Raw genomic sequence first — 6,145 nt, 5'->3', positions numbered from 1 at the left:
TACGGGACCAGCTCCGGCCAGCGGGCCACGAAGAGCGCGGTGGCCCGGTCGTGGTCGCCGCCGGCCAGCGCGTGCCGCAGCCCCTCGGCGGGTCGCCCGTTGTCGGCGTACCAGCCGGCCGCGCGCAGGTGCAGGTCGCGCAGTTCGTCGGCGGGCAGCCGGCCCAGCTCGGCGTGCAGCAGGTCGGCCAGGAGCGGGGGGCACCGGTACCAGGGCGGACGGCTGTCGTCGCGGCGCAGCAGCCCGCCGTCGCCGGCCAGGGCGGCCAGCGCCTGCTCGGCGTCGGTGCGACCGGTGAGCGCGTCGGCGAGGCCGGCGCAGACCGCGTCGGCGACGGCGGAGCGGCGCAGCACGTCCCGCACGGCCGGGTCGAGCCCGGCGAGCACCTCCTCGCGCAGGTAGCCGGCCACGTCCGGCTGGTCGCCGCCGAACTGCTCGGCCCAGCGGGCCGGGTCCGGCTGCCCACGCAGCGCCAGCGCGGCGAAGCGGAGGGCCGCCGGCCAGCCGCCGGTGCGTTCCCGCAGCCGGCGCACCCCGGCCGCCGGCAGCGCCACCCCGTGCGCGGTCAGCAGGTCGGCGACCTCGTCGCCACTGAAGGCCAGCTCGTCGGGGCCGACCTCGGTCAGCTCCCCGGCCAGCCGCAGCCGGTGCACGGCCAGCGGCATCCCGGCGCGGGCGCCGACCACCAGCCGCAGCCGCTGCTCGGCGTGGCGGAGCAGGAACTCCAGCCCGGTCAGCGCCTCCGGATCGGTGATCCGGTGCAGGTCGTCCAGGACCAGCAGGACCGGCCGTTCCCGGGCGGCGAGGGCTGCGGCCAGCACCTCCAACTGGTCGGGGCGGGGCGGCCGGTCGGGCACGGGTGGGCCCGGCACGTCGTCTGCGGGATCCGTGGCCGCGCGCAGCGCCGCCGCCAGGTAGGACCAGAGCCGGTCCCCGTCGTCACCGGCCTCCACCGAGACCCAGGCCGCCCGGGGCCGGTCGGGTTCCGCCGGGGCGCCCGCCGCCGCGCCGAAGTCGCCCGGAGCGGCCCCGGCCGGCCCGTCGCCCCGAGGCCCCTCGGCGGCGGCGGTCACCGGCCCCTCCCCCACCCGGCCCCGGTGCGCGCCGGCCTCGCCGGCGGCCCGGAACCAGGAGGCGAGCAGCGTCGTCTTTCCCCACCCCGCCGGGGCCCGGACCAGGGTGACCGGTCCGGCGGTCCCCTCGTCCAGCGCCCGCAGCAGCCGGGGCCGCAGCACCAGCGGCTGCGGCGGTGGGGCGGGGCACAGCCGGGACGCCAGCAGCGGCGCACCGGCCGGCTCGCGCGCGACCGTGACGGCTCCCCTGTCCCGTACGTCCTCCGGCATCCGGCCCCGCCCTCCACCGACGCGTCCACTCCCCCAGGTCCCGCGGGCGGCGGTTACCCGGCGCGGCCCCGTTCACCCCTTCGGGGGGACCCGGCTTCACCCCGCCCCGGGCAACCCTGGTCGTACGCGGGCGACCGGCCGCGCGCACCGGTGCGCGGGTGGCGTCGGGAGGGGACGGGAGGCGGGGCCGAGGTGAACGGGCGGGGACGGATGGGACGCCTCGCGGGGACGGCCGGTGCGGCGCTCGCCCTCGCCGCGGCGGACCGGGCGCTGGGCGTACGCCGGCGCGGGTCGGCCTGGCCCCGAGCGGCCGGCGCCGATCCGCGGCCCGGGCGCTGGCAGGTGGTGACCATCGACCGCGCGCCCGGCGAGGTGCTGCCCGGCGGCCGTTGGCCGGAGCCCCTGCGCCGGCTCGGCGGCGCGGTGCAGGTCGAGCTGCGGCCGGCTCCCGGCTGCCGGGGCACGGAGCTGGCCGCCCGGCCGCTGCCCGGCGCGGCGGCCCCGGCCGGGCTCGCCGCCCACCTGGTCGGCGACGATCCGGGCCTGCTGGTCCGCCGGGCGTTGCGGGAGGTCAAGCAGCTCGCCGAGACCGGCGAGGTGCTCCGCGCGGACCGCTCGCCGGCCGACCGTCCGGCGGGACCGCCGCGATGAGGGCGCTGTGCTGGGTGGGGGCGGGCGAGGTGGCGGTACGGCAGGTGCCCGACCCGGAGCTGCGCAACGGCCACGACGCCATCGTCCGGGTCCGGCAGAGCGCCACCTGCGGCGGGGACCTGCCGCTGCTGGCCGGGCGGGTGCCCTTCCTCGCCGTCGGCGACGTGCTCGGGCACGAGTTCCTCGGCGAGGTGGTCGAGGTCGGGCCGGAGGTACGCCGGCACCGGGTCGGCGACCGGGTGGTGGTCTGCTCCTCGGTGGCCTGCGGCAACTGCTGGTACTGCCGGCGCGACCTGCCCTCCTGCTGCGACAACGGCAGCGCCGACCCGGCCGTCGCCGAGGCGGCCTGGGGCCACCCCACCGGGGGCGCGTTCGGCCAGCCCCGGGCGCTGGGCGGCTTCGCCGGCAGCCACGCGGAGTACGTCCGGGTGCCGTACGCGGACGTCGGCGCGTTCACCGTGCCGGAGCCGGTCAGCGACGACCGCGCGTTGTTCGCCTCCGACGCCGCGCCGGCCGGCTGGATGGGCGCGGACCTCGGCCAGGTGCGCCCCGGCGACGTGGTGGCGGTCTGGGGGGCGGGCGCCGTCGGGCAGCTCGCGGCGCGGGCCGCGCGGCTGCTCGGCGCGGAGCGGGTCATCGTCGTCGACGCCGAGGACGAGCGGCTGCGGATGGCCGAGCAACACGCCGGCGCGGAGACGATCGACCACCGGCTCGCCGACGTGACCGCCGAGCTGCGCGAGCGCTCCGGCGGCCGGGGCCCGGACGTGTGCGTGGAGGCGGTCGGGGCGGCCTGGAACGGGCACGGCCCCCGGTCACTGGCCGACCGGTTCACCGGCGGCGCCGAGCGACCGGCCGCCGTACGCGAGGCCGTGCACGCCTGCCGCAAGGGCGGTTCGGTCTTCCTGCTCGGCGAGTTCACCGGCTTCGTCGACACCTTCCCGCTCGGGGCGGTGACCAACAAGGGGCTCACGGTGCGGGGCGCACGGCAGCACGGGCAGCGCTACATCCCGATGCTGCTGGAGCGGATGGCCCGCGACGAGCTGCGTACCGAGCACCTGGCCACCCACCGGCTGCCGCTGGAGCGCGGCGCGGAGGGGTACGCGCTGTTCCGGGACCGGGCCGACGGCTGCGTCCGCGCCGTGCTCAGCCCCGATCTCCCGCCCGCCGGCGGCTGAGGCGGAACGCTGCGGCCCACCGCGCCGGGTGGCAGACTCGGCGGATGCGTGAGCAGCGGACGTACGACGTCGTCCTCTTCGGGGCCACCGGCTTCACCGGAGGGCTGACCGCCGAGTACCTGGCCCGCAGCGCTCCGCCCGGGCTGCGGTGGGCGCTCGCGGGACGCAACCCCGGCAAGCTGGCCGCCGTCCGGGACCGGCTGGCCGCGATCGACCCGGCGCTGGCCGGGCTGCCCCTGCTCACCGCCGACGTCACGGATGCGGGGTCGCTGCGGGCGGTCGCCGAGAGCGCCCGGGTGGTGGCCACCACCGTCGGCCCGTACGTGCACCACGGGGAGCCGCTGGTCGCCGCCTGCGCGCGCGCCGGCACCGACTACCTGGACATCACCGGCGAGCCCGAGTTCGTCGACCAGATGTACGTGCGCCACCACGCCGAGGCGGAGCGCACCGGGGCGCGGCTGGTGCACGCCTGCGGGTTCGACTCGATCCCGCACGACCTGGGCGTCTGGTTCACGCTCAAGCACCTCCCGGACGACGTGCCGATCACCGTCGACGGCTTCGTCCGGGCGGGCGGGCGGTTCTCCGCCGGCACGTACCACTCGGCGCTCACCGCCTTCTCCCGCACGGCGCAGGCGTCCCGGGCGGCCCGCGAGCGGCGGCAGGTCGAGCCGCGACCGACCGGGCGGCGGGTCCGCGCGGTGCCCGGCCGGCTCGCCCGCGCAAAGGAGCTGGGCATGTGGATCGTGCCGCTGCCGACCATCGACCCGCAGGTGGTCCGCCGCTCGGCCGCCGCCCGGCCGGAGTACGGGCCGGACTTCCGCTACCGGCACTTCGCCGCCGTGAAGCGGCTGCCCACGGTGCTGGCGGGCGGGGTCGGGCTGGGCGGGCTGGTGGCCCTGGTGAAGCTGCCGCCGACCCGGCGCTGGCTGCTCGGCCGGCTCGCCTCCGGGCAGGGGCCGACGCCGCAGCAGCGGGCGAAGTCCTGGTTCCGGGTCCGGTTCGCCGGCACGGGCGGCGGGCGGCGGGTGCTGACCGAGGTGGCCGGCGGCGACCCCGGCTACGACGAGACGGCGAAGATGCTCGCCGAGTCGGCGCTCTGCCTGGCCGGCGACGACCTGCCGGCCACCGCCGGTCAGGTCACCCCGGTGACCGCGATGGGCGACGCGCTGCTGGACCGGCTGGTGCGGGCGGGGATGACCTTCCGGGTGCTGGACACGCCGCGCTGACCGTCGCCCGACAGCGGGCGGGTTGACCCTCGACCAGGTTGAGACGACAGGATCAGCGCCGTGGAGAGCGACCTGCGCAGCATCGGCGAGCTGGCCCGCGCCAGCGGGCTGACCGTCAGCGCCCTGCGGTTCTACGACTCCGCCGGGGTGCTGGCCCCGGCCCTGGTCGACCCGGCGACCGGCTACCGCTGGTACACGGGCGACCAGGTGGCGCCCGCCCGGCTGGTGGCCGGGCTGCGCCGGGTCGGCATGCCGGTCGCCGAGATCGCCGCCGCGCTGCGGTCCGAGCCGGCGCAGGTGCACCGCCTGCTCGACGCGCACCTGCGCCGGCTGGAGGACGGCCTCGCCGACGCCCGCCGCGAGCTCTCCCGCATCCGTACGTTGATCGATGCCGAGGAGCCCATGGTGACCACCAGTCTCGTTCTGTCCCGCGCCGACCTGGCCGCCGCCGTGGACGCGGTCCGCTTCGCCGTCGGCGCCGATCCCGAGCTGCCGGTGCTGGGCGGCGTGCTGTTCGAGTCCGACCCCGACGGCGTACGGCTGGTGGCGACCGACCGGCACCGGCTGGCCGTCGCGCGGGCGGACGCCCGGGTCGACGGGCCGCCGGTGCGGGTGCTCGCCCCGGTCGCCTTCGTCGACGAGGTGCGGGCCCTGCTCGACACCGGCACGGGCGGCACCGGCGAGGCCCGGCTGACGGTGGCCGGCGACGCCATCGCGGTCCGCGTCGCCGGCCGCACGGTCGACGCCGACGCCCTGCCGTACGACTTCCCGGACCACCGCCGCCTGCTCCGCCCGCCGGCCGACGACGGGCCGGCGCACCGGCTGACGGTCGACGCCCACGCCCTGCGGGCGGCCCTGACCAGTGCCGACGCCCCCGTGGTCACCCGGCGGCACGACGGCGTCCCGCTCGCGGTGACCGTGCTCGGCCCGGACGGCCGGGGCGGGGTACGGCTGCTCGGGGCGGACGAGCTGGCCGGGGAGGAGGACGCGTTCCGGGTCGGGGTCAACGGCGGCTACCTGCTCCAGGCCCTCGACGCGGCCGGCCGGGGCCAGTTGCTGCTGGAGCTGGACGGCCCGATCGCCCCGCTGGCGGTGCGCCGGCCGGACGACGTCGACGCGTTCTCCGTCCTGATGCCCATCCGGCTCTGACGCCACGCCCGCCCCGGCCCGCCGCGCCAGCCCGGCGTTCCGGGGGGCGCGACGCCGGCCGCGCGGGGTCGTCGAGACCGGGCCGGGGCGCGGCCGGGCCGCGACGGTAGCATCGGTGGGTCCACCCGACGTCCGGACGGAGCGTACGGAGCAGCATGCTCGACATGGAGTTGATCCGGAAGGATCGCGAGGCGGTGGCGACCGCGCTGGCGAAGCGACTGGATCCCGCCGAGGTCAACCGGGCCCTGGACGAGATCCAGCGGCTCGACCAGGAACGCCGTGCCCTGATCAGTGGGATCGATGGCGAGCGGCAGCGCCGCAAGGCCGAGGCGCGCGCGTACGCGGCGGCGAAGCGAGCCGGCACCGAGCCGGAGGTCTCCGCGCCGGAGGCGGGCCGCAAGCAGCTCGCCGAGCTGGAGTCCGAGCTGGACGAGGTGCAGTCCCGGCTGCGCGGCGTGATGAGCGAGCTGCCCAACCTCCCCGCCGACGACGTGGTGCCGGGCGGCAAGGAGGCCAACCGGGTCGTCCGGACCTTCGGTGAGCCGCCGGCGATCGAGAAGGTCCGCGACCACGTCGAGCTGAGCCGGATGCTGGGCCTGGT

General features: G+C 78.4%; 5 protein-coding genes and 1 pseudogene. 5 read left to right on the top strand and 1 reads right to left on the bottom strand.

Annotated features, from left to right (window positions below; translation table 11 throughout):
* On the bottom strand, positions 1-1,343 hold a 1,343-nt coding region (locus AB0G13_RS33570; RefSeq protein ID WP_357883366.1), incomplete at its 3' end, for an AAA family ATPase.
* 210 nt (positions 1,344-1,553) lie between these two features.
* Here AB0G13_RS33570 and AB0G13_RS33565 point away from each other — a divergent pair.
* The 5 genes and pseudogenes from AB0G13_RS33565 to AB0G13_RS33545 all read left to right on the top strand — a co-directional run.
* Positions 1,554-1,994, top strand: a complete 441-nt coding sequence (locus AB0G13_RS33565) for a hypothetical protein (protein ID WP_357883364.1) — start codon at positions 1,554-1,556, stop codon at positions 1,992-1,994.
* Positions 1,991-3,169, top strand: a complete 1,179-nt coding sequence (locus tag AB0G13_RS33560) for a zinc-dependent alcohol dehydrogenase (protein WP_357883362.1) — start codon at positions 1,991-1,993, stop codon at positions 3,167-3,169. Before AB0G13_RS33565 ends, AB0G13_RS33560 begins: the two co-directional genes overlap by 4 nt.
* Before the next feature lie 44 nt (positions 3,170-3,213).
* On the top strand, positions 3,214-4,395 hold the full coding sequence (locus AB0G13_RS33555) for a saccharopine dehydrogenase NADP-binding domain-containing protein (protein ID WP_357883359.1): 1,182 nt from the start codon (positions 3,214-3,216) through the stop codon (positions 4,393-4,395).
* Positions 4,396-4,467: 72 nt separating this feature from the next.
* Positions 4,468-5,544: a MerR family transcriptional regulator gene (locus tag AB0G13_RS33550; RefSeq protein WP_357883369.1), complete on the top strand. Its 1,077-nt coding sequence runs from the start codon at positions 4,468-4,470 to the stop codon at positions 5,542-5,544.
* Positions 5,545-5,699: 155 nt separating this feature from the next.
* Positions 5,700-6,145 (top strand): annotated as a pseudogene (locus tag AB0G13_RS33545) (serine--tRNA ligase); the annotation flags it as partial.

It is taken from the genome of Micromonospora sp. NPDC023633, from assembly GCF_040640035.1.
Lineage (GTDB): Bacteria > Actinomycetota > Actinomycetes > Mycobacteriales > Micromonosporaceae > Micromonospora.
Note: the sequence above shows the minus strand (reverse complement) of the source record. Positions and strands in the feature narration are given on the sequence as shown.

Bases quoted from the DNA above. Each gene is read 5' to 3' on its own strand.
- AB0G13_RS33565 (WP_357883364.1), top strand. From the start codon at position 1,554: ATGGGACGCCTCGCGGGGACGGCCGGTGCGGCGCTCGCCCTCGCCGCG.
- AB0G13_RS33560 (WP_357883362.1), top strand. From the start codon at position 1,991: ATGAGGGCGCTGTGCTGGGTGGGGGCGGGCGAGGTGGCGGTACGGCAG.
- AB0G13_RS33555 (WP_357883359.1), top strand. From the start codon at position 3,214: ATGCGTGAGCAGCGGACGTACGACGTCGTCCTCTTCGGGGCCACCGGC.